The 21,594-nt window shown below is 66.0% G+C and carries 18 protein-coding genes; 15 read left to right on the plus strand and 3 right to left on the minus strand.

Annotated elements, in window-relative coordinates; translation table 11 throughout:
• Nucleotide 1: 1 nt before the first annotated feature.
• Nucleotides 2-1,132, minus strand: coding sequence for an MTH1187 family thiamine-binding protein (locus CSQ87_RS10980; RefSeq protein ID WP_100512008.1), 1,131 nt, complete (start codon nucleotides 1,130-1,132; stop codon nucleotides 2-4).
• 116 nt (nucleotides 1,133-1,248) lie between these two features.
• Nucleotides 1,249-2,163 (minus strand): hydroxyethylthiazole kinase, encoded by a 915-nt coding sequence (gene thiM, locus CSQ87_RS01040; protein ID WP_100512215.1) that lies wholly within the window; start codon nucleotides 2,161-2,163, stop codon nucleotides 1,249-1,251.
• 310 nt (nucleotides 2,164-2,473) lie between these two features.
• Here thiM and CSQ87_RS01045 point away from each other — a divergent pair, with 310 nt between their 5' ends.
• The 15 genes from CSQ87_RS01045 to priA all read left to right on the plus strand — a co-directional run bounded on the left by CSQ87_RS01045 (nucleotide 2,474) and on the right by priA (nucleotide 19,920).
• Nucleotides 2,474-3,949, plus strand: a complete 1,476-nt coding sequence (locus CSQ87_RS01045; RefSeq protein ID WP_100512010.1) for a glycine--tRNA ligase — start codon at nucleotides 2,474-2,476, stop codon at nucleotides 3,947-3,949.
• Nucleotides 3,950-4,150: 201 nt separating this feature from the next.
• Nucleotides 4,151-5,380, plus strand: a complete 1,230-nt coding sequence (gene dusB, locus CSQ87_RS01050; RefSeq protein WP_243388778.1) for a tRNA dihydrouridine synthase DusB — start codon at nucleotides 4,151-4,153, stop codon at nucleotides 5,378-5,380.
• Between the two features lie 138 nt (nucleotides 5,381-5,518).
• Nucleotides 5,519-6,805, plus strand: a complete 1,287-nt coding sequence (gene ftsZ, locus CSQ87_RS01055; RefSeq protein ID WP_165776693.1) for a cell division protein FtsZ — start codon at nucleotides 5,519-5,521, stop codon at nucleotides 6,803-6,805.
• 28 nt (nucleotides 6,806-6,833) lie between these two features.
• The gene (locus CSQ87_RS01060) at nucleotides 6,834-7,313 is read left to right on the plus strand and encodes a cell division protein SepF (RefSeq protein ID WP_100512216.1); all 480 of its coding nucleotides are present in this window, start codon (nucleotides 6,834-6,836) and stop codon (nucleotides 7,311-7,313) included.
• 214 nt (nucleotides 7,314-7,527) lie between these two features.
• The gene (locus CSQ87_RS01065) at nucleotides 7,528-7,812 is read left to right on the plus strand and encodes a YggT family protein (RefSeq protein WP_165776677.1); all 285 of its coding nucleotides are present in this window, start codon (nucleotides 7,528-7,530) and stop codon (nucleotides 7,810-7,812) included.
• Nucleotides 7,813-7,934: 122 nt separating this feature from the next.
• Nucleotides 7,935-9,182: a DivIVA domain-containing protein gene (locus tag CSQ87_RS01070; RefSeq protein WP_100512015.1), complete on the plus strand. Its 1,248-nt coding sequence runs from the start codon at nucleotides 7,935-7,937 to the stop codon at nucleotides 9,180-9,182.
• A gap of 9 nt (nucleotides 9,183-9,191) precedes the next feature.
• On the plus strand, nucleotides 9,192-9,746 hold the full coding sequence (locus CSQ87_RS01075; protein WP_100512016.1) for a signal peptidase II: 555 nt from the start codon (nucleotides 9,192-9,194) through the stop codon (nucleotides 9,744-9,746).
• Between the two features lie 3 nt (nucleotides 9,747-9,749).
• Complete coding sequence (locus CSQ87_RS01080; protein ID WP_100512017.1) at nucleotides 9,750-10,679, plus strand: RluA family pseudouridine synthase; 930 nt, start codon at nucleotides 9,750-9,752, stop codon at nucleotides 10,677-10,679.
• A 34-nt stretch (nucleotides 10,680-10,713) separates the two neighbouring features.
• Entirely contained in the window at nucleotides 10,714-14,310 is a 3,597-nt protein-coding gene (gene dnaE, locus CSQ87_RS01085; protein WP_100512018.1) for a DNA polymerase III subunit alpha, read from the plus strand.
• 187 nt (nucleotides 14,311-14,497) lie between these two features.
• Nucleotides 14,498-15,904 (plus strand): histidinol dehydrogenase, encoded by a 1,407-nt coding sequence (gene hisD, locus CSQ87_RS01090; RefSeq protein ID WP_341476076.1) that lies wholly within the window; start codon nucleotides 14,498-14,500, stop codon nucleotides 15,902-15,904.
• Nucleotides 15,901-17,058 (plus strand): histidinol-phosphate transaminase, encoded by a 1,158-nt coding sequence (locus tag CSQ87_RS01095; protein WP_100512019.1) that lies wholly within the window; start codon nucleotides 15,901-15,903, stop codon nucleotides 17,056-17,058. The genes hisD and CSQ87_RS01095 overlap by 4 nt, the downstream gene beginning before the upstream one ends.
• A gap of 1 nt (nucleotide 17,059) precedes the next feature.
• Nucleotides 17,060-17,659 (plus strand): imidazoleglycerol-phosphate dehydratase HisB, encoded by a 600-nt coding sequence (gene hisB, locus CSQ87_RS01100; protein ID WP_100512020.1) that lies wholly within the window; start codon nucleotides 17,060-17,062, stop codon nucleotides 17,657-17,659.
• Complete coding sequence (locus CSQ87_RS01105; protein WP_100512021.1) at nucleotides 17,656-18,276, plus strand: hypothetical protein; 621 nt, start codon at nucleotides 17,656-17,658, stop codon at nucleotides 18,274-18,276. The genes hisB and CSQ87_RS01105 overlap by 4 nt, the downstream gene beginning before the upstream one ends.
• Before the next feature lie 135 nt (nucleotides 18,277-18,411).
• Entirely contained in the window at nucleotides 18,412-19,053 is a 642-nt protein-coding gene (gene hisH / locus CSQ87_RS01110) for an imidazole glycerol phosphate synthase subunit HisH (RefSeq protein WP_100512022.1), read from the plus strand.
• A 141-nt stretch (nucleotides 19,054-19,194) separates the two neighbouring features.
• Nucleotides 19,195-19,920, plus strand: coding sequence for a bifunctional 1-(5-phosphoribosyl)-5-((5-phosphoribosylamino)methylideneamino)imidazole-4-carboxamide isomerase/phosphoribosylanthranilate isomerase PriA (priA, locus tag CSQ87_RS01115; RefSeq protein ID WP_100512023.1), 726 nt, complete (start codon nucleotides 19,195-19,197; stop codon nucleotides 19,918-19,920).
• A gap of 121 nt (nucleotides 19,921-20,041) precedes the next feature.
• Here the strand turns inward: priA and CSQ87_RS01120 are convergent, their stop codons facing one another.
• Nucleotides 20,042-21,484: a DUF2252 domain-containing protein gene (locus CSQ87_RS01120; protein ID WP_100512024.1), complete on the minus strand. Its 1,443-nt coding sequence runs from the start codon at nucleotides 21,482-21,484 to the stop codon at nucleotides 20,042-20,044.
• Nucleotides 21,485-21,594: the final 110 nt, after the last annotated feature.

The raw sequence follows: 21,594 nt of genomic DNA on the forward strand, positions 1-21,594 counted from the left end.
CTTAACGGTTATGAGAGCGCTCACGTCCGTTTTCGCGAATGATTTCATCGACCAGCTCGACCTTGCGGTGCATCTGGTCGCGGTATCCCGGACGCATGTCCATCTGCAGACTCACCTGCGTACGGTAGCCATGATCACGCAGCACGAACGCGGCCCTCTTCACCAGCGCGATGATGTCATCGTAATCGCCCTCCAGCTCCGTGGACATGGCATGGGTCTCGTTGCGGATGCCCGATTCGCGGATCACGCGCACGACCTCGGCCACGTATTCGCTGAGCTCCTCGCCGACGCCGGTGGGCCAGATCGTGAGCTGGGCGAGGGTGTTGACGTACCGCTCGTCCTCTGGTCCCACGTTGGTCGCCCCGACCTCGGCCTTCGCGTGACGGGTGCCGTGGCCGCCGTCGGGCAGCGAGCGCATGGTAGTCCGCCACCGTTCGGTCATGGCCGCCGCCGCGGCTTCGGGATCGTCGGCGCCCGCGATGGCGGAGACCGCGAACCAGCCGTCCGCTCCGGCACGGGCCAGAGGCTCCACGTCGGCGAGCTTCACGCCGCCGCCCGCCACCACGGGGTATTCGCTGATCGCGCACAGACGGGCGATCGCCTCGATGGACGAGGCGTCGTCGCCGGCGTTCTCGATGAGCTGGGCCTCGGGCTTCGTGGCGGTGGGATGCACGGCTCCGGCGCCGATGTAGTCGATGATCCCTGCGGGCATCCGTTCGATGACGTCGAACAGCTCGGTGGTGTTGGCGCTCAGGCCCACGATCGCGTCGGGGCCGAGGAGTTTGCGGCACACGTCGGCGGGAACGTCGGTCTGGCCCACATGCACGCCGTCCACCTTGATGCCCCGCTCCCTGGCGGCGAGCACGGCGTCGAGACGGTCGTCGATGAGCAGCGGCACGGTGTCGCTTTTGCCCTCCTCGGCGATCACGTCGGCGATCCGGCCGGCCATGTCGATGATCTCGCCGGAGTCGGAGTGCTTGGCCCGCAGTTGCACGAAGGTCACGCCGCCGCGCAGGGCGTCGCGCACCACGTCCTGAACGGGCCGGCCGTGGGTGTCGTCGGGGCCGAGCACCAGATAGGCCGAGATATCGAAGGTCTCGCGCATGGAGGGGTAGGGGAATCGGAAGGTCATGATGCTCCTTTCGGCGGCAACGGGGTCGGGTCGGGTTGATCGGCGGTGGGCCGGGCAGGTCGGTGGCGATCCGGACGGTTCGGTGGCGATCGACCCGGCTCGGATGGGGAAATGAGTCAGATGAAGATCGTGGACTGCGCGATCTCGTCGGCGGAGGTGTTCCACAGCGCGTCGATGAACGCGGTCTGGAACGACGCCGGGCCGTTGGCCACGCGTTCGGCCGTGTCCGCCGCCCGGTTGTAGTGCAGGGCCGCGGCCAGTGCGGCGACCAGAGGTTCGGCCACGCAGGCGTAGGTGGCGCTCACCCCGCCGAGCGAGCATCCCGCTCCGGTGATCTTGGTGAGCCACACGCTGCCGCCCGGCAGGTAGAAGTCTCGGCTGCCGTCGGTGACCAGATCCACCGCGCCGGAGACCGACACCACGCCGCCGGTGAACCGGGCGATGGCGTGGGCGGCGGGTACGGCGGCCTCCACCTCGTCCGACGATTCGACCCCGGCGTGGGCCCGGCCGGCACCGGGCACGTCCAGTCCCCAGATCCCGGCGAGGGCGATGGCCTCGGACGCATTGCACCGGACGATGGCGGGCGGGCAGTCGACGAACGAGCGCAGGATCGCCGTGCGCAGCTCGCCGGCGCCGGCGCCCACGGGATCGAGCACCCACGGCAGCCCGGCCGCGACGGTGTCCCGGGCCGCGGCGGGATACTGGTCGCGGAACTCCTCAAGCAGCGTGCCCATATTGATGTAGGTGGCCTTCGAGGCCCCCTGGTTGAGGGCGTGGGCCTCCTCGGCGCTGTAGTGCATGGCCGCGGCGCCGCCCACCGCCAGCTGGGCGTTGGCCACCAGATTGATGGTGACGAAGTTGGTCAGCGACTGGGCCAGCGGCTTGCTGGCCCGTACGGCGGTCACTGCCGCGGCGATGTCGCCGCGCAGGGGGTTGTTGATCGGCAGGTTGCGGTTCGTCTTCGGATCGTTCGTGTTCGGATCATGCGCGCCGTGGTCCGTTTCTCCGTGGTCCGTTCCACGGCCACGCATGGCGTTCGACTCGTCCGGATTGTGCGCGGCGGCGGAATCATGCGATGCGCCCGTGCTCATGCGATGCCTCCCTACGATGGTGTCGGCCAGTGGTGTCGGCCGAAGGATCCCGACAGGGGATTCCAACAGGTTTCGGGGTCCGGGGCCCACCCTTGCCCGTCAGTGCGACATGCGGCGGGCTCCCCGGCTTCTGCTCCACAACGTATGCGCGATAGTGGACAGATCCGGGGCCGTCGTCCGCTGTCATCGCATGGCGGTAATGTTAGGCGGTTGTACACGACCCCAAACCGTTCAAACCAGAAGGTGCATTGTGGCTGAATCGAAACTTGATGCCGTTGTCTCGCTCGCGAAGCGTCGCGGCTTTGTGTTCCCCGCCGGAGAGATCTACGGCGGTACCCGTTCCGCTTGGGACTACGGTCCGCTCGGCGTCGCGCTGAAGGACAACATCAAGCGCGAATGGTGGCGTTCGATGGTCGTCACCCGCGGCGACGTGGTGGGCGTGGACACGTCCATCATCCTGCCGACCCCCGTGTGGGTGGCCTCCGGCCATGTCGCGGTGTTCAACGATCCGCTGGTCGAGTGCCTCAACTGCCACAAGCGCAACCGCGCCGACAAGCTGGAGGAGTCCTACGCTGAGAAGCACGGCGACAAGCTGCCGGAGAACGGCATGGCCGACATCGTCTGCCCCGCCTGCGGCACCCGCGGCAAGTGGACCGAGCCCCGTGACTTCAACATGATGCTGCGCACCCACCTCGGCCCCGTGGAGGACGAGAACAGCCTGCACTACCTGCGCCCCGAGACCGCGCAGGGCATCTTCGTGGACTTCAAGAACGTGATGACCTCCTCGCGCTCCAAGCCCCCGTTCGGCATCGCCAACATGGGCAAGAGCTTCCGCAACGAGATCACCCCCGGCAACTTCATCTTCCGCACCCGCGAGTTCGAGCAGATGGAGATGGAGTTCTTCGTGCAGCCCGGCACCGACGAGGACTGGCACCAGTACTGGATCGACGCGCGTACCCAGTGGTACCTCGATCTCGGCGTCAAGCCGGAGAACCTGCGTCACTACGAGCATCCGAAGGAGAAGCTCGCCCACTACTCCAAGCGCACCGTCGACATCGAGTACAAGTTCGGCTTCCAGGGTTCCGACTGGGGTGAGCTCGAGGGCGTGGCGAACCGCACCGACTTCGATCTGTCCGCCCACTCGAAGCACTCCGGCGAGGACCTGAGCTACTTCAACCAGGCCACCGGCGAGCGCTACGTGCCGTACGTCATCGAGCCGGCCGCCGGCCTGACCCGTTCGCTCATGTGCTTCCTCGTGGACGCCTACGACGTGGACGAGGCCCCGAACACCAAGGGCGGCGTCGACAAGCGCACGGTGCTGCGCCTCGACCCGCGTCTGGCCCCGATCAAGGCCGCCGTGCTGCCGCTGAGCAAGAAGCCGGCGCTGCAGGAGGTCGCCCAGAACCTCGCCTCGGATCTGCGCCAGAACGAGTGGATGATCGACTACGACGAGTCCGGTGCCATCGGCCGCCGCTACCGTCGCGAGGACGAGATCGGCACCCCGCTGTGCATCACCGTGGACTTCGATACGCTCGACGATCAGGCCGTGACCATCCGTGAGCGCGACACCATGAAGCAGGAGCGCGTGGCCCTCGACAAGGTCGCCGACTACGTGGCCGCCCGCATCGGCGAGAAGCGCACCCACGTGCCCCAGAAGCCGGTGTCGATGGGCGGGGATCCGTGGCCGGATTCCGTGAAGATCAACGAGGCCGGCGGCCTGTACTGATCCACGGATCCTCGATCCGCGCCGATCCCCGGCATCGATCCGCATCGATCCGCATCGATCCGCTGACGGACTGCCGCGGCCGTTTCCCACGCGCCGCGGCAGCGCCGTCCCGGTGTCCGAGACGGCAGCCGAAACGTCAGTCCGAAACATCGTCCGCAATATCAGCCCGAAAGGTGAATGCACGACCCAGTGATGGAGCCCATGGAAACCACGATTAGCGCGCCCCACGAGACCGAGATCCTCGATCCGCGTACGGATTCGCCGTCCGTTCCCGCGGATCCCGTGCACATCTCGCCGGTGAGGCTCGGCCCGATCACCGTGCCGACCCCGGTGGTGCTCTCCCCGATGGCGGGGGTGACCAACTGGCCGTTCCGCGTCCTATGCGAGGAATACGGGCCCGAAGGCCTGTACGTGGCCGAGATGATCACGGCCAGGGCTCTGGTGGCCCGCAATCCCAAGGCCCTGCGGCTGTGCCGGTTCGCCCCTCAGGAGCGGGTGCGTTCCCTGCAGCTGTACGGCGTGAACCCGTCGATCGTCGAGCAGGCGGCGAGGATCGTGGTGGACGAGCATATGGCCGATCACGTCGATCTCAACTTCGGCTGCCCGGTGCCCAAGGTCACCCGTCGTGGCGGCGGCTCCGCACTGCCGTGGAAGACCGACCTGTTCGCCGAGATCCTGCGTCGCGTGGTGAAGGTGTGCGATGCGGCCGACATCCCGGTCACGGCCAAGATCCGGGTCGGCATCGACCACGAGCACGAGACGTTCCTCGAGGCCGGCCATATCGCTCAGGAGGAGGGGTGCCGGGCCGTCACGCTGCACGCCCGCACTACCGCCGAGTACTACGGCGGCCACTCCGATTGGAGCCGCATCGGCGAACTCAAGTCGGCGCTTGACATTCCGGTGTTCGGCAACGGCGACATCTGGGGGGCCGAGGACGCGCTGGCCATGATCCGGCAGACCGGATGCGACGGCGTGGCCATCGGCCGTGGATGTCAGGGCCGTCCGTGGCTGTTCGCCAACATCCGCAACGCCTTCGAGGGCCGTCCCGAACGTCTCAACCCGAATCTGGGCGAGGTATGCGACGTGATCTGGCGCCATGCCGGCCTGCTCACGCAGTTCTATGACGGCGACGAGCGGATGGCCGTGCATGATCTGCGCAAGCACATCGCCTGGTATCTCAAGGGATTCCCGGTGGGCGGCTCCACGCGCAAGGCGTTCATGGAGTGCGAGTCTCTGGCCGACGTGAGGCGTGAGATCGACCGCCTCGACCCGACGGTGGAGTATCCGGAGCGGGTGATCGACAAGCCCCGGGGCCGGGTGCGATTCGCCAAGAAGGTCCATCTGCCGTATGGCTGGCTGGATTCCCGGGTCACCACGCACGAGGAGCGCGAGACGCTCTTCGGCGACGATCCGATGGATGCGTCATACTGAGAATCGGGACGATCGGGGCGCCCTCGGCGTAGGCTAGGTGTTCGCGGCCTGAAAAAAGACGTACACGCCATAGAATATTCACGTTTGAACGGGAATACTGCGATAAAGTTAGGCATAACCGTGAGTGACAGGAGCAGAATAGTGAGCGACATTGCCCAGGCTGAGAATTTCAGCGATAAGACCGTGATTAAGGTCGTCGGCGTGGGTGGAGCCGGAGGCAACGCGGTCAATCGAATGATTGCCGAGGGGCTGCAGGACGTCGAGTTCGTGGCCATCAACACCGATGCCAAGGATCTGATGCGTTCGGACGCCGACATCAAGATTTCGCTCTCCGATCAGACCAGTCGTGGCCTCGGCGCGGGCGCGGACCCGGAGAAGGGTGCCAAGGCCGCCCAGGACCACCAGTCCGACATCGAGGAGGCCCTCAAGGGCGCCGACATGGTATTCGTCACCTGCGGCGAAGGTGGCGGCACCGGTACCGGCGCCAGCCCGCTCGTCGCGCGGGCCGCCCGACAGCTTGGCGCGCTCACCATCGCCGTGGTCACCCGTCCGTTCAGCTTCGAAGGCCCCCGTCGTTCCGCATCCGCCGATTCCGGCATCGAGAACCTGCGCAAGGAGGTCGATGCCCTGATCGTCATCCCGAACGACCGACTGCTCGACCTTTCCGATCGCTCCGTCAGCATCATCGACGCCTTCAAGCACGCCGACTGGGCGCTGCTCGCCGGCGTGCAGGGCATCACCGACCTGATCTCGATGAACTCCTACATCCACGTGGACTTCTCCGATGTGACGGCCATCCTCAAGGACGCCGGCACTGCACTGTTCGGCATCGGTTCCGCCCGGGGCGAGGACCGCGCCACGCAGGCGGCGGAGATCGCCATCAGCTCCCCGCTGCTGGAAGCCAGCATCGAGGGCGCCCACGGCGTGCTGCTCAACGTCGCCGGCCCCACCGACCTGACCATGCAGGAAGTGGCCGAAGCCTCCGATCTGGTGCGTCAGGCCATCCACCCCGAGGCCCAGATCATCTGGGGTCTTGCTCTGGACGACGCCTACGGCGACGAGGTGCGCGTCACCGTCATCGCCGCCGGCTTCGATGCCAAGAAGGCCACGGCCAGCTCCTACCGTCCCGTTGAGCGCAAGGACGTCTCGGTCCCCGATCTGCCCGAACTGCGACTGAGCAACGGCGGCAACGCCGGCGCGTCCCAGGACTCGCAGCCGGTCCAGACCGCTCAGCCGGTGCAGCAGCCGGTCCAGCCCATCCAGCCGGCGCCTGTGGCCCAGCCGGTGCAGCAGCAGCCCGTCCAGCCGGTGCAGCCGGTGCAGCCCGCCGCGGACGATACCTCCGAACGTCGTATCGTGCCGCCGAGCCGCGTACCCGATTCCGACCCGGACGATCTGCTCGATATCCCCGACTTCCTTCGCTGATACGCACTGAACCTACTGGAGGGCAATGATGGCTGGCTTCATGAAGAACGCGATGTCGTATCTCGGCATGGCCGACGTGGTCGACGACGAGGAGGAGCTCGAGCAGGAGGAGCCTGCGGCCAAGGAATCGTCCTTCGACTCCGACCGCACGGTGACGCCCGCCGCCCCCGCGCAGGCGGCTCCGGTGGCCCAGCCCTCGCCTCGCGGCCGCACCACGCCGTTCAAGGGCCAGCTCAACCGCATCACCACCATCCACCCGAAGTCCTATGAGGAGGCCCAGCTGGTGGGCCGTGCCATCCGCGACGGCGTGCCGGTGGTGCTCAATCTCACCGGCGTCGAGGAGAGCATCGCCTACCGCATCGTGGATTTCTCGGCCGGCGTAGTGTTCGGCGTGCGGGGATCCATCGAGCGGGTCACCCCGCGCGTGTTCCTGCTCAGCCCCGCCCAGGTGAACATCAAGGTGGAGGACACCTCGGCCCCGTCCGACACCGACATCTTCGGCTCCTGATCCGCATCCGTCCGACGGCATCCGCCCAGCGACCGCCCCGTCCGACATCCGTCCGCTCACCGACCACAGGTATCGGGACCACGGGTATCGGGCGGGGCGGTCGTCGTTTCGCCGGCGTCGCGGCCGGCGTCCCTGCCCTGTCATCATCGTCCCCGTCATCGGCACGTAGCGTAACCGTCCCGTTCTGTGGCCTTCCGCTGATACGGTAGGGGACATGAGTCTGATTTACCTGCTGAGGCTGATCCTCGATTGGCTGATCAACGCCTACATCTTCGTGCTGTTCGTCCGGATGATCCTCGACTGGGTCCGCGTGCTCGCCCCGCGCTGGTACCCCCGGGGCGTCATCGCCGCCCTGATCGACGTGGTCTACCGGATCACCGAGCCTCCGCTCAGATGGCTGCGGCGATACATTAAGCCCATACCACTTGGTACTGTGTACTTGGATGTGAGCTTTATCGTGCTGTATTTCGCGTTGGTGGTGCTGCAGATCCTGATCTGACGTGCGATGCGGCCGAATGGCAAACCGAAACCCTATACAGTCGTAGGCACCGTGCTAGCATGGTGCCGAGTACGTAATTCATAAGCTCGTAGTATGAGCTGAGAGTGAGGTTGGGATCTGTAATGGCCCTGTTGACACCGAATGATATTCGTAACCATATTTTCCAGACGGTTCGTTTCAAGGAAGGCTACGACATCGACGAGGTCGATGATTTCCTTGATGAGGTCACCGAGACGGTCGAGGCGCTTGGCAGCCAGGCCGCACAGTCGGGTTCCACCCAGTCGCTGGGTCCGGATGTCGCCGCGCTGAACGACAAGATCGCCCAGCTGACCAACGAGAACGCCCAGCTGACTAACCAGCTGGCCAAGGCGCAGTCCGAGAACAAGGAACAGGCCCAGAACTCCGTCGACGCGGAGCAGGTGCAGACCCTGTCCAGCCAGAACGCCCAGCTGAAGTCCCAGGTCGATCAGCTCAACGCCCAGATCGATCAGCTCACCGCCCAGTCCGCGCAGAGCGGTGACGCCGCCGCGGCCCTCGAGACCGAGCGCCGTCGCAGCGCCGACCTGACCGGCCAGCTGCAGAACGCCCAGCGTCAGATCGCCACCCTGCAGCAGCAGATCGCCTCCGCCGGCGACGCCGGCAAGCAGATCGCCGCCCTCAACAAGGAGCTCGAAGCCTCCAAGGCCCGCGAGGAGCAGATGCGCCAGCAGCTCGCCAAGGTCGAGCCGCCGACCGAGACCGGCAGCCTGCGCAAGATCGCCGGTGCCGGTGCCGGCGCGAACTCCGAGCCCGAGCGTGCCACCGCCATGCTGGCCCTCGCCATGCAGCTGCACGATCAGTACGTCGACAAGGGCAAGGCCCAGCGCGACCAGTTCATCGCCGACGGCCAGGCCAAGCATGAGGATCTCGTCAACAAGGCCGATGCGTACTCCCAGCGCATCCATCAGGATGCCGACGCGTACTCCCAGCGCATCCATTCCGAAGCCGACGCCTACACCAAGAAGACCCGCACCGAAGCCGACGAATACTCCAAGAAGACCCGCAACGCGGCCGACGAGTACTCCAACAACACGCACAACGAGGCGGAGAACTACTCCAAGAAGACCCGCGCCGAAGGCGACGAGTACGCCCAGAAGACCCGCAACGTGGCCGACGAGTACGATCGTCGCACCCGCGCCGCGGCTGACGACTACGCCCAGCAGGTCAAGGACAAGCTCTACGCCGACTCCAAGGTCATCGAGGGCAACATCGAAGGCCTCAAGCAGTTCGAGACCGAGTACCGCAGCCGCCTGACCGAGTTCCTCGGCCAGCTGACCGCGCAGATCTCCGATACGAACAACTACCAGGCCATGGGACAGTCCAAGCACTGATAAGACGGTATGGCTGAACTGAACTCCGCAAGACGGCCGCGTGTCCACGTGGCCGTCTTCGTATGCGTAGCGCTGGTCACTCTGGTCATCGACCGGGTGACCAAGCTCATGGCGCTCGAATCACTGTCCACGGACTCGTCGACCCCGGTGGTCCCCGGACTGCTGTCCCTGCGGCTGCTGCACAATCCCGGAGCGTCCCTGGGCATGGGATCATCCGCCACATGGGTGATCTCCCTGTTTGCCATGATCGTCGGCGTCGGTCTGCTCGTCGCCGGCGTGATCACCACGTCGACGCCATGGGCGCTGGCCCTGTCGCTGGCGTTCTCCGGCGCCGTGGGCAATCTCATCGATCGCGTGATCTATGCCGACGGGTTTCTCGACGGCAGCGTCGTGGACTTCCTTGACTACGGTTGGTCGGTCGGCAACGTCGCCGACATCTGGCTGGTCGTGGCTGGGGTCGCCCTGGTGGCGCTGATCCTGCGTTCCGTGCCATTCCGCGACACCGGACGGGAGGACGATCACGCCGCGGTCCGCCGAACGACGAACGAACACGAGGAGCGCTGAGCCATGGAACCCATCGTTCCCGCACCCGATGCGCTGATCGGCCGCCGATTCGACGTCGCCGTGGCCAAGATGACCGGCGAATCCCGTTCGAAGGCCGGCCATCTCATCGACTCCGGACAGGTCAGGCTGCTGCACCGGCCGTGCGACCGATCCACCACGCTGCTGGCGGGGGATATGGTCGAATTCGCGCTGAAGGCCGAGGTGAAAAGCCCCGAGCCCATCGCCGAGGACATGGCCATCGCCTACGAGGACGATGACGTGGTGGTGGTCGACAAGCCGGTCGGCGTGGCCGCCCACGCCTCCGCGGGATGGACCGGCCCCACCGTGCTGGGCAGCTTGCTCCAGCGTGGCGTGCACATCACCAGCTACGGCGCCGCGGGCCGGCAGGGGATCGTCAGCCGTCTGGACGTGGGCACGTCCGGACTGATGCTGGTGTGCAAGTCCGAACTCGCCTACCGGGAGATGCGCCGCCAGTTCGCCGAGCATGAGGTCGTCAAGACCTACCATGCCGTGGCCCAGGGCAATCTCCGACAGGACCGGGCCACCATCGAGGCCCCGATCGGCAGGGACCGCGTCTCCGACTTCCGGTTCACCGTCACCCCGGCGGGCAAGCCGGCCGTCACCCACTGGGACGTCCTCGAACGGTTCGGCGAGGCCACCCTCGCGAAGATCAACCTCGAGACGGGGCGCACCCATCAGATCCGCGTCCACTTCTCGTCGATCGGCCATCCGCTGGTCGGCGACCACATGTACGGGGCGAATCCAAAGCTGGCCGAGGAGCTGGGGCTCGAACGGCAGTGGCTGCACGCCATGGAGCTCGAATTCCGTCACCCCCGTACCCATGTGTGGACCCATGTGAAATCGCAGTATCCCGCCGATCTGGCGCATGCCCTCGACGTGCTGCGCGCCCGGGCCGCCGAGCGCGAACCCTAACTCTTTCCCCTCCCACCCCTGTAGATTGGACATCATGGCTGATTCGTCGAATTTCGTGCACCTGCACAACCACACGCACTACTCGCTGCTGGACGGCGCCTCGAAGATCCCCGATCTGGTGGCGCGGGCCAAGGAGCTGGACATGCCGGCCGTCGCCATCACCGACCACGGCAACATGCACGGCGCCTACGAGATGTGGAGCACCGCCGTCAAGCAGGACGTCAAGCCGATCATCGGCATCGAGGCGTACGTGACGCCGGAAACGGCGAGGCAGGATCCCACCAGGGTCAGCTGGGACAGGAACTGGGATCCGAACGTCGACGAGAAGCATCGCAAGCGCAACCCCGACGACGTCTCCGGCGGCGGCCTGATCACCCACATGACCATGTGGGCCGAAAGCGACGAGGGACTGGTCAACCTGATCAAGGCCTCCTCGGTGGCGAATCTCGAAGGCCGCGTGATGCGCTACCCGCGTATGGACAAGGAGGTGCTCGCCACGTATGCGAAGGGTGTGATCGCCTCCTCCGGATGCCCGTCCGGCATCATCCAGACCAGGCTCAGGCTCGGCCAGTTCGACGAGGCGATGCGCGCCGCCGGCGAGATGCAGGACATCTTCGGCCGGGGGAACTTCTACATCGAGCTCATGGACCACGGACTCGACATCGAAACGCAGGTCACCAAGGACCTGCTGGAGATCGCGAAGCGGCTCGGCGCCCCGATCCTTGCCACCAACGACTCGCATTACGTGCACGCCGAGGACGCCGGCGCGCAGGACGCCATGCTGTGCATCAACTCCGGCTCCCAGCTCGACGACCCCGACCGCTTCAAGTTCGACGGCTCCGGCTACTACCTCAAGTCCGCCGAGGAGATGCGCGCCCTGTTCAAGGAGCTGCCCGAGGCGTGCGACAACACGCTGGAGATCGCCGAACGCTGCAACGTGATGTTCGACGACGGCGAGGACGGCGCCTTCATGCCGAAGTTCGCCTGCCCCGAAGGCTGGGACGAGACCTCGCTGTTCCTCAAGAAGGTCGAGGAGGGCCTGGAGAAGCGCTACGAGGGCAACGTGCCGCTGAACGTGGCCAAGCAGGCCGACTACGAGTGCGGCGTGATCTGCCAGATGCAGTTCCCCGGCTACTTCCTCGTCGTCTCCGACTACATCAACTGGGCCAAGGAGCACGGCATCATGGTGGGGCCCGGCCGAGGCTCCGCCGCCGGCGCCATGGTGGCCTACGCCATGGGCATCACCGAGCTCGACCCGCTCGAGCACGGCCTGATCTTCGAGAGGTTCCTCAACCCCGAGCGAGTCTCCCTGCCCGATATCGACGTGGACTTCGACCCCGACGGCCGCATGAAGGTGCTCGAATACGTGGGGGAGAAGTACGGCCACGACAAGGTCGCCCAGTGCGTGATCTACGGCACCATCAAGACCAAGCAGGCGCTCAAGGACTCCGCCCGTATCATGGGCTACGAGTTTTCCATGGGCGAACGCGTCACCAAGGCGCTGCCCCCGGCGGAGACCGGTGGCAAGGACATCAAGCTGCACGACATCTTCGATCCGAAGGCCAAGCGCTACGCCGAGGCCCGCGAATACCGCGAACTATACGAATCCGATCCGGACGTCAAGCGCATCACCGAGGAGGCCATGGGCATCGAGGGCCTGATCCGCCAGACCGGCGTGCATGCCTGCGCCACGATCATGGGAAGCGAGCCGATCACCGATACCTCGCCGCTGCTGGAACGCACCGACGGCACGGTGACCACCACCTTCGAATACCACACCTGCGAAACCCTGGGTCTGGTCAAGATGGACTTCCTGGGACTCTCCAACCTCACGGTGATCCGCGACACCCTGCGCAACATCAAGAACAACGGCAAGGAGCCGATCGACCACACCAAGATTCCGCTGGACGACAAGGCCACCTACGAGCTGCTCTCCCGGGGCGACACCCTCGGCGTGTTCCAGCTCGATGGCGACGGCATGCGTTCGCTGCTGCGCACGCTCAAGCCGACCAACTTCAACGACATCTCCGCACTCATCGCGCTGTACCGTCCCGGCCCCATGAGCATGGAGTCGCACACCAACTACGCCAAGCGCAAGAACGGCCTGCAGAAGATCGAGCCGATCCACCCCGAACTCGATCAGCCGCTCAAGGAGGTGCTCGACGAGACCTACGGCCTGATCATCTACCAGGAGCAGGTGCAGTCCGCCGCGCGAATCCTCGCCGGCTACTCGCTGGGCAAGGCCGACGTGCTGCGCCGAGCCATGGGCAAGAAGAAGCCGGAGGTGCTGGCCAAGGAGAAGGTGCCGTTCTTCGCCGGCATGAAGGCGCACGGCTACTCCGAGGAGGCAGCCGAGGCGATCTGGGAGATCCTGGTGCCGTTCTCCGGCTATGCGTTCAACAAGGCCCACTCCGCCGCCTACGGCCTGATCTCCTACTGGACCGCCTACCTCAAGACGCATTACCCCACCGAGTTCATGGCCGCGCTGCTGCAGGGCGCCAGCACCAACAAGGACAAGACCGCGCTGTACCTCGGCGAGGCGCGACGCATGGGCATCCAGGTGCTGCCCCCCGACGTCAACGAATCGGTGCTCGAATACTCGGCAGTCGGCGACGTGGTGCGCTTCGGTCTCGGCGCCATCCGCAACGTGGGCGAGAAGGCGGTGGCCGACATCATCGCCGAGCGCAACGGTCCCCACGGCAAGTACGTGAACTTCATGGACTACATCAAGCGCGTGCCGCTCACCGCGCTCAACCGCCGTCTCGTCGAATCGCTGATCAAGGCCGGGGCCTTCGACTCCATCGACCCCAACCGTCGTGCCCTGTTCACCATCCACGAGACCGCGATCAACCAGGTGGTGCCGATCAAGCGCAAGGAGGCCGAGGGACAGTTCGACCTGTTCGCGGGCATGGACGACGGCGACTCGTCCGACTCGGCCGACGCGATGGGCGACGCCGACGTGAGCGTGCCCGACATGGAGGAGTGGGACAAGAAGACCAAGCTCAACTTCGAACGCGAGATGCTCGGCCTGTACGTCTCCGACCATCCGCTCAGCGGCATGTCCGCCGTGCTGGCCGGCCTGCGCGACATGTCGATCGCCCAGCTGGTCGACCGGGCCAAGACCATGGGCGACCGTGAACAGGTGGCGCTCGCCGGCCTGATCACCGGCATTGACCGACGGGTGTCGAAGAAGGGCAACCCCTGGGCCATCGTGACCATCGAGGACATGGAAAGCTCGATCCAGTGCATGTTCTTCGGCAAGGTGTACGAGGCCTCGGTGGGGGACATGGCGCTGGACACCGTGGTGCGCATCCGCGGCATGGTGGAGGTCCGTGACGAGACGGTGTCGCTGCGCGCCACCGAAATGGAGGTGCCGACGCTGGACGCGGAGGACGAGCGGCCGCTGGTCATCATGCTGCCGTCCACCGCGCTGGACATGCGGCACGCGCAGTCCCTGTCGACCATCCTGCAGCGACACCCCGGCTACTGCGAGGTGAAGCTGGCGATCACCGACGAGAAGGGCAACGTGCGGATGCTGACCTTCGGCGACCGGTTCCGCGTCAAGCGCGACACCTCGCTGTTCGGCGAGATCAAGACGGTGTTCGGCCCGGCCAGCCTTCTGGCGGCCTGATCCGTCGGTGTGATCGGCGACCTGACCCGTCGGGTCCGGATCGGCGGTTGTGTATCGGCGGTTGATTGCCCGGTCGGTGGCGCGAACGCCGTCCGACCGGGCGGATGACGCACGGATGCTCCGAAGTGTGAGACGGCAGGCGGAATATGGGATTATCTGTCACCCGGGTTTTCTACCATCGGTAGGTATGACCAATACTGAAGAGAAGATCATGCGCATCATCGATCTGCGTGGAAAGAACCTCACCCGAGCCGAGCTGCTGGAGGCCATGCCGCGTGCCCAGATGGGCACCCAGGAGGCCACCGAGCTCGTCCGCCCGATCCTCGACGACGTGAAGGCCCGCGGCGCTGCGGCCCTGCGCGACTTCGAGGAGAAGTTCGATCACGTGCGCCCCGCCAACCTGCGCGTGCCCAAGGAGGCCATCGCCGCCGCCCTCGACACGCTCGACCCCGAAGTGCGCGCCGCCATCGAGGAATCCGTGCGTCGCGCCCGCGCCGTGGCCGCCAATCAGGTGCCGAAGGACTTCCACACCGATCTCGCCCCCGGCGCCCGCGTGGCCGAACGCTGGATCCCCATCCAGCGCGTGGGCCTCTACGTGCCCGGCGGCAAGGCCGTCTACCCGTCGTCCGTGATCATGAACGCCGTGCCGGCCCAGGCCGCGGGCGTCGAATCGCTCGCCATCGCCACCCCGCCCGCCCGCGACAACGCGGAGGGCCTGCCGAACCAGACCATCCTCGCCACCTGCGCCATCCTCGGCGTCGACGAGGTGTACGCCGTCGGCGGCGCCCAGGCCATCGCCATGTTTGCTTACGGCGCCAAGGGCAGCGAGCCGCAGGACGGCGATGTGCTGTGCGATCCGGTCGACAAGATCACCGGTCCGGGCAACATCTTCGTGGCCACCGCCAAGTCCCTCGTCTCCGCGTTCGTGGGCATCGACGCCGTCGCCGGCCCCACCGAGATCGGCATCATCGCCGACAAGGACGCCAACCCGAGCCTGCTGGCCGCCGACCTCATCGGTCAGGCCGAGCACGACGAGCTCGCCGGCTCCGTGCTGTTCACCGATTCCCCGGAGCTCGCCGACAAGGTGCAGGAGAACCTGAACTACCGCGTGCCGCGCACCGAGCACGCCGAGCGCGTGCACACGTCGCTGTCCGGCACCCAGTCCGCGATCGTGCTCACCGACGGACTCGACCAGTCCATCGACGCCGCCAACGCGTACGCCGCCGAGCACCTTGAGATCCAGACCGCCGACGCGGATGCGGTCGTCAAGCGCATCAAGAACGCCGGCGCCATCTTCCGTGGACCGTACTCCCCGGTGCCGCTGGGCGACTACATGTCCGGCTCCAACCACGTGCTGCCCACCGGCGGCACCGCCCGCTTCGCCGCCGGCCTCGGCGTGCACACCTTCATGAAGCCGGTCGAGGTCATCGAATACGACGAGGAGGGTCTCAAGGCCTTGGCCGCGCGCATCAACGCGTTCGCCGTCTCCGAGGACCTGCCCGCCCACGGCGAGTGCGTGCTGTCCCGCTTCGTCAAGGACCCGTACGACAAGGCCACGCTGGACGAGCAGGAGAAGGAAGCCGGTCTCAAATGAGCATTCCCGCCAGCCTGCCGCTGCGCAACGACCTGAAGGGCGAGGAGCCCTACGGCGCCCCGCAGCTTGACGTTCCGGTCTGCCTCAACGTCAACGAGAACCCGTATCCGCCGGCCCCCGACGTGGTCGACACCATCGCCGAGCGCGTGCGTCAGATCGCGCCCACGCTCAACCGGTACCCCGACCGCGAGCATATGGCGCTCCGCCGCGCGTTCAGCGACTACCTCGCCAAGGAGTCCGACACCCGTCTCGATCCCGAGCAGATCTGGGCGGCCAACGGCTCCAACGAGATCATGCTGCAGCTGTTCCAGGCGTTCGGCGGCCCGGGACGCAAGGCGCTCGGCTTCGCGCCGACGTATTCGATGTATCCCGAATACGCCCGCGACACCTTCACGCAGTGGGTCACCGTGCCGCGCAACGAGGACTTCACGCTCGACGTCGACGCCGCGATCGCCGCGATCAACGAGGTGAGGCCGGCCATGGTGCTGGTCACCAGCCCGAACAACCCCACCGGCACGCCGCTGCCCATGGACCAGACCAAGCGTCTGCTTGCCGCCTGCGAACAGGCCTCGGTCGACGGCGCCGACGAGGGCGTCCACCCGATCCTCGTGGTGGACGAGGCCTACGTCGAATTCCGCACGCCGGGCGTGCCCTCCGCGGTCACGCTGATCGACGAGCATCCGAATCTGGCCGTGAGCCGCACGATGAGCAAGGCGTTCGCCTACGCCGGCGCCCGCGTCGGCTACATCGCCGCCGACCGGGGCATCGTCGACGCCATGCGCATTGTACGCATGCCGTACCATCTGAGCGCCGTCACGCAGGCCGCCGCCCTCGCCGCGCTGGAGCATACCGACGAACAGCTGAGCACGGTCGCCCATCTGCGCGAGACGCGCGAGGCCACCGCGGCGTGGCTGAAGGGACTGACCTACAAGGGACGTCCCCTCACCGTGGCGCATTCGGAATCGAACTTCGTGTACTTCGGTCTGTTCGACGACCGTGATTTCATCTTCAACGAACTGCTCCGCCGCGGCGTGCTGATCCGCGACGTCGGCCCCGATGGCTGGCTGCGCGTGTGCATGGGCACCGACGAGGAGATGGCGACGTTCCGCGCCGCGTTCGCCGAAGTGCTCGCATTGGCCGAGAAGGAGGCCTGACATGGCACGTACCGCAACCATTCACAGGAAGACCAGCGAATCGGACATCACCCTGAGCCTGAACCTCGACGGCACGGGCAAAACCGACATCGACACTTCCGTGCCGTTCTACAATCACATGATGACCGCGCTGGGCAAGCATTCGCTCATCGACCTCGACATCAAGGCCACGGGGGACACCGACATCGACGTGCACCACACCGTGGAGGACACGGCCATCGTGTTCGGCGAGGCGCTGAAGCAGGCCTTGGGCGACAAACGCGGCATCCGACGCTTCGCCGACGCCACCGTGCCGCTGGACGAGGCGCTGGCCAAGGCCGTGGTCGACATCTCTGGACGCCCCTACGTGGTGTGTTCCGGGGAGCCGGCCGGCTACGAGTACTGCATGATGGGAGGCCACTTCACCGGATCGCTGGTGAGGCACGTCATGGAATCCATCGCGTTGCACGCCGGCATCTGCCTGCATCTGCAGGTGCTCGCCGGACGGGACCCGCATCACATCGCCGAAGCCGAGTTCAAGGCGCTGGCCCGGGCCCTGCGCTTCGCCATCGAGCCCGATCCGCGCGTGGACGGCATCCCCAGCACCAAGGGAGCGCTATGAGCGACGATCAGCATCCGAACGTGCCCGACAAGGACCGCGACCCCGACTCCTTCAGCGAGGAGGAGATCAACGCGGCCCTCGCCGGATTCGAGGACGATCTCAACGACTTCGACTCCTTCGACTCCGAACTGCAGGGGCTGCTGGGCAACAAGGCCAAGGCCGCGGTGCTCATCACCCAGCTGAGCGCCGCCGACCTGCTCGCCGCCTTCTGCCAGCTCTCCGACATCTCCGCCCAGTGCGTCGGCAACGAGAACGGCGCCGTGGCGGTGCTGCGCAACGTGAACGGCGACGGTCCCGAAGCGGCGGCGAAGGACCTGACCACCGTGGTCTCCGGACTTTCGGTGGTGCTGGCGGTGAACCGCGCCGACAAGCTCGAGGCCACGCTGTACGTCAACGGCAAGCCCGGCTCGCAGTTCGCGCCGCCCGTGCTGTTCATGTCCACGCCCCCGTTCGTCGAGGACCTGCTCATCGGCACCACCACGGTGGACGAGCTCAAGGCCCAGGGGCTCGACGTCGTGGATTCGGGCGCCATGGAGCGCGAGGCCGCGCTGAAGGTGATCGCCGGCCATACCCGGTTCGGCCGCGGCGGCTCGACCCGCGGCTCCGCGGTGGACTGATGCGGTCCGATACGGACCGATGACGGTGGACTGATGACACCGTCCGTAACCGATGATCGATACACTCGGCAGCGGTGATGAACGAGCGGGTCGGCGTCGCCGTCGGCCCGCAACGCAACGAGGAAAGGCGGATCAATGACCTCTGTGGTGGTCTTTGACTACGGATTCGGCAATGTGCGATCCATGGTTCGCGCGCTGGCGAACCTCGACATCGATGTGACGCTGACCAGCGACTACCGTCAGGCCTTCGACGCCGACGGGCTCGTGGTCCCCGGCGTGGGCGCGTTCGCCGCCTGCGTGGAGGGACTGAAGACCGTGGGAGGCGATCGAGTGATCTATGATCGGCTCAGGGACGGCAGGCCGGTGATGGGCGTGTGCGTGGGACTGCAGGTCATGTTCGCGCACGGTCTGGAAGGCGGCACCGAAACCGACGGTCTCGGACTGATCGGCGGCACCGTGGGCCAGCTCGATGCTGACGTGGTGCCCCACATGGGATGGAACACCGTCGAGGCCCCGGCCGACTCCCGTCTGCTCGACGGCGTGGCGGGGGAGCGGTTCTACTTCGTGCACTCCTACGGGGTGACCGACCCGAGCGATGAGGCGCCGCATGCCGACCTCCTCGCCGCATACGACCGGAAGGTGACGTGGTGCGAGTACGGGCGCAGCCGGTTCGTCGCCGCGGTGGAACAAGGCCCGCTCGTCGCCACCCAGTTCCATCCCGAAAAATCCGCCCAGGCGGGAGCCCGGTTGCTGCGCAACTGGATCAGCACGTTCTGATTCGTGCCATATTGCCTTCCCCTCAAGGGGAAGGTGGCCGGCGTCAGCCGGTCGGATGAGGTGCCTGACATGGTACAGGTCATGACCGTCGGCCATCCTCACCCGTCATCGTCCCATTATTTCCGGTGAAAGGAAACCAACATGCTTACCCTTCTTCCCGCCGTCGACGTGCGCGATGGCAAGGCCGTTCGTCTGCGTCAGGGCGAATCCGGATCCGAAACCGATTACGGCAGCCCGCTCGAGGCCGCCCGCACCTGGGTGGAATCCGGTGCCGAATGGATCCATCTGGTCGATCTCGACGCCGCGTTCGGCACGGGCGACAACCGCGCCCAGCTGCGCGACATCGTCGGCGAACTCGGCGACAGGGTGAACATCGAGATGAGCGGCGGCGTGCGGGACGACGCCTCGCTGGACGCCGCGCTCGACGCCGGCGCCGCCCGCGTGAACATCGGCACCGCCGCCCTGGAGAATCCCGAGTGGACCGCCGCCGTGATCAAGCGGTACGGCGACCGCGTGGCCGTCGGCCTCGACGTCCGCGGCCACATCCTCGCCGCGCGAGGCTGGGTCAAGGAGGGCGGCGACCTCTTCGAAACCATGAAGTTCCTCGACGACGCCGGCTGCTCGCGGTACGTCGTCACCGACGTGGCCCGCGACGGCATGATGAGCGGACCGAACATCGATCTGCTGCGCGAGGTCGCCGAACGCACCGACGCCAAGGTCACCGCATCCGGCGGCATCGCCAGCCTCGATGACCTGCGCGCCATCAGGAAGCTCGAAGGTCTCGGCGTGGACTCAGCCATCCTCGGCAAGTCCCTTTATGCCCGCGCCTTCACTCTCGAGGAGGCCCTTGAGGTCGCCGGAGCCTAAAGCTTTCCGTTGATGCGCTGATCCACGGCCCACGACGAATCGAGCCGGTCGGGCGAGACGATGATGGTTGTCTCACCCGACCGGCTCGATCGATATCCGGCTGGCTTACTTCGTGCCGGACCTACTTGGCACAGGGCAGACGGCCCGACTTGATGGCGTCCATGAAGACCTGATAGTCTAGCTCGTTCTGGTCCGCATACTGCTTGGCGAACGACACGATGGCGTTGTCGAAGATCTCGCCATGATCCATGTACGCGCTGATCGCGATCGCGTCCCCGGTCCGGGCATGGGCATGGGCCAGCGCCCACGCGCTCATACGGGCCGTATTGATGATGCCCTCCTTGCCGGCATGGTCAAGATCGATCGACCCCTTGCCGTTCCACAGCTGACGCACATAGTAATCCTTGCGAAGCCCCTCAGGCGTGGTCATGCTCGTCCACCCGAGCAGCACATCCGACGTGGTCTGGATCACCTTCTGGCCCTGCACCACCCGTTCGCCATGCGTCGCGAACCGGCTGTGGCCGACGAACCGCTCCAGCACCGACTCCTCGGCCTCCTTGATCTGCAACACCAGCGCGTCGTTGACGTCACGGCCCGACAGCAGCATCACCCACACGCGCGTGCCCACGCTGCCGACGCCCACCACCTTGCGCGCCGCATCATGGTACCGGTGATACGAATCCAGCACCTGACGGCGATCCGCATACAGATTGTTCTTGTACCGCTCGAACAGCGTACGGATCGTCACATCCAGCGGGCCCTCGAGATCGTACCCCGTCAGCTCGTCGATCGGCACCAGTTCGGGCGGCTCGGAACGGAACCTCGGTTCGCCCTTGACCATTTGGCCGAACTTCTGCGCCGCATGGTTCGAATCCTTCGACAGCGCCTTCTGCACCGCCTTGCGCAGCGTCTTGCTGGGCATGCCGCTCTTCGAATACTCCTGCAGCGTCTTCTCCACATCGAGATTCGCATACCATACGTCGAGATTGTCCATCTTCGCGAACATATCCATCGACTCGTGATACGAATGGATGCACTCCTGCACCGCCCTGCGGCGCGTCGCCGCATCGAACCCGCGATCGCGCGAGCAGATCTCCACGCTTGTCACCAGACGCTTCACATCCCACTCCCACGGTCCGGGCAGCGTCTCATCGAAATCATTGATGTCGAACACCAGATGCTGGGTGGGCGACATGAAAATGCCGAAATTCGCGATATGCGCGTCACCCACGCACTGCACCGGAATGCCGCTGACCGCCGTGGTCGCCAGATCCGACGCCATGATCAGCGCCGTACCCCGGTAGAACGTGAACGGCGATACGCTCATGCGCGCGTACCGCAGCGGGATCAGCTCCTGCACGCGGATCGCCGACTGCTCCTCAAGCAGATCGATCTTCTCCGTCCGCTTCGGCCGCGGATGCCAGATGGCATGATCGCCCAGCGGAGCCCGCCTCCTTGCGATCGTGCCCATCAGCACCCGGTCCTTCGGATTCGTGGCCTCAACCCAGTCGAGAACGACCGGCGGCTCCCCGGATTGCGGTCGTGACGTCGTAGTCCCACGCATTGTGCCTTCGCGTTTCATGCCCCAAACTTTCCTGTGTTGTCGGACAACTGCAAAACTGCCGCAATCAAACATACCCCACCGAACGGCCCATCGCCGTCAGACTCGCGACA

Origin of the sequence: Bifidobacterium simiarum (genome assembly GCF_002802905.1) — a bacterium.
In the GTDB taxonomy this organism is placed as follows: domain Bacteria; phylum Actinomycetota; class Actinomycetes; order Actinomycetales; family Bifidobacteriaceae; genus Galliscardovia; species Galliscardovia simiarum.

Bases quoted from the DNA above. Each gene is read 5' to 3' on its own strand.
- CSQ87_RS01080 (WP_100512017.1), top strand. From the start codon at position 9,750: ATGGAACCCATCGTTCCCGCACCCGATGCGCTGATCGGCCGCCGATTC.
- CSQ87_RS01120 (WP_100512024.1), bottom strand. From the start codon at position 21,484: ATGCGTGGGACTACGACGTCACGACCGCAATCCGGGGAGCCGCCGGTC.
- CSQ87_RS01095 (WP_100512019.1), top strand. From the start codon at position 15,901: ATGAGCATTCCCGCCAGCCTGCCGCTGCGCAACGACCTGAAGGGCGAG.
- hisB (WP_100512020.1), top strand. From the start codon at position 17,060: ATGGCACGTACCGCAACCATTCACAGGAAGACCAGCGAATCGGACATC.
- CSQ87_RS01065 (WP_165776677.1), top strand. From the start codon at position 7,528: ATGAGTCTGATTTACCTGCTGAGGCTGATCCTCGATTGGCTGATCAAC.
- CSQ87_RS10980 (WP_100512008.1), bottom strand. From the start codon at position 1,132: ATGACCTTCCGATTCCCCTACCCCTCCATGCGCGAGACCTTCGATATC.
- CSQ87_RS01060 (WP_100512216.1), top strand. From the start codon at position 6,834: ATGGCTGGCTTCATGAAGAACGCGATGTCGTATCTCGGCATGGCCGAC.
- CSQ87_RS01105 (WP_100512021.1), top strand. From the start codon at position 17,656: ATGAGCGACGATCAGCATCCGAACGTGCCCGACAAGGACCGCGACCCC.
- priA (WP_100512023.1), top strand. From the start codon at position 19,195: ATGCTTACCCTTCTTCCCGCCGTCGACGTGCGCGATGGCAAGGCCGTT.
- dusB (WP_243388778.1), top strand. From the start codon at position 4,151: ATGGAAACCACGATTAGCGCGCCCCACGAGACCGAGATCCTCGATCCG.
- hisD (WP_341476076.1), top strand. From the start codon at position 14,498: ATGACCAATACTGAAGAGAAGATCATGCGCATCATCGATCTGCGTGGA.
- dnaE (WP_100512018.1), top strand. From the start codon at position 10,714: ATGGCTGATTCGTCGAATTTCGTGCACCTGCACAACCACACGCACTAC.
- CSQ87_RS01075 (WP_100512016.1), top strand. From the start codon at position 9,192: ATGGCTGAACTGAACTCCGCAAGACGGCCGCGTGTCCACGTGGCCGTC.
- thiM (WP_100512215.1), bottom strand. From the start codon at position 2,163: ATGCGTGGCCGTGGAACGGACCACGGAGAAACGGACCACGGCGCGCAT.
- CSQ87_RS01070 (WP_100512015.1), top strand. From the start codon at position 7,935: ATGGCCCTGTTGACACCGAATGATATTCGTAACCATATTTTCCAGACG.
- hisH (WP_100512022.1), top strand. From the start codon at position 18,412: ATGACCTCTGTGGTGGTCTTTGACTACGGATTCGGCAATGTGCGATCC.